General features: G+C 68.9%; 2 protein-coding genes. One reads left to right on the top strand and one right to left on the bottom strand.

Translation table 11 applies throughout. The annotated features are described in order from the left end of the window. Positions 1-127, bottom strand: a 127-nt coding sequence (locus NS354_RS12670; RefSeq protein WP_206542615.1) for a type II 3-dehydroquinate dehydratase, incomplete at its 3' end; no start/stop codon positions are given. A gap of 102 nt (positions 128-229) precedes the next feature. Here NS354_RS12670 and NS354_RS12675 point away from each other — a divergent pair. Continuing rightward, positions 230-667: a hypothetical protein gene (locus tag NS354_RS12675; protein WP_345994185.1), complete on the top strand. Its 438-nt coding sequence runs from the start codon at positions 230-232 to the stop codon at positions 665-667. Position 668 lies beyond the last annotated feature (1 nt).

Here is a 668-nt window from a genome sequence, read left to right on the forward strand (position 1 = left end):
ACTCCCGGGCGACGCGCGCGACGAGCGATTCGATGTCGGCGAGCGTTTCGGATCCGTAGATCTCGGGTTCGCGCGTGCCGAGCAGGTTGAGGTTCGGTCCGTTCACCAGCAGGATCCGTCTGGTCATCATGCGCTCCTCCGCTCGGGCACGGCCGGTACGGCCGTCTCCATGCTACTGTCCGCCCCCGCCGGCTTTGCCCCGGACCGCGGCCGCGACTACCGTTATGGGGTGACCGAGCAGCAGCCACTTCCGTACAAGAGCTTCGACCCGACGACGTTCCGCAAGAAGCCGGTGTCGTTCGTGCGACGGAGCGGCCGCATGACCCCGTCGCAGGAGCGCGCGTGGGCCGACCACCACGAGAAGTACGTGCTCGACATCGCGCACGGCCCCGCTGCGACGAGCGTCGCGGACGGCGAGCGCGGCGATCCCGAGCAGATCTTCGGCCGCACGGCGCCGCTCGTCGTCGAGGTGGGCTCCGGGCAGGGGCATGCGATCCTGCACGCGTCGCAGACCCGGCCCGACACGAACTTCCTCGCCATCGAGGTGTTCCGGGCGGGGCTCGCCCGCACGATCATCCGCGCCGAGGTCGCCGGCGTCGAGAACCTGCGCCTCGCCGAGGTGAACGCGCCCGAACTGCTCGAGAAGCTGTACCTTATACCAATCTAAA

Origin of the sequence: Leucobacter chromiiresistens (genome assembly GCF_001477055.1) — a bacterium.
Classification (GTDB): domain Bacteria; phylum Actinomycetota; class Actinomycetes; order Actinomycetales; family Microbacteriaceae; genus Leucobacter; species Leucobacter chromiiresistens_A.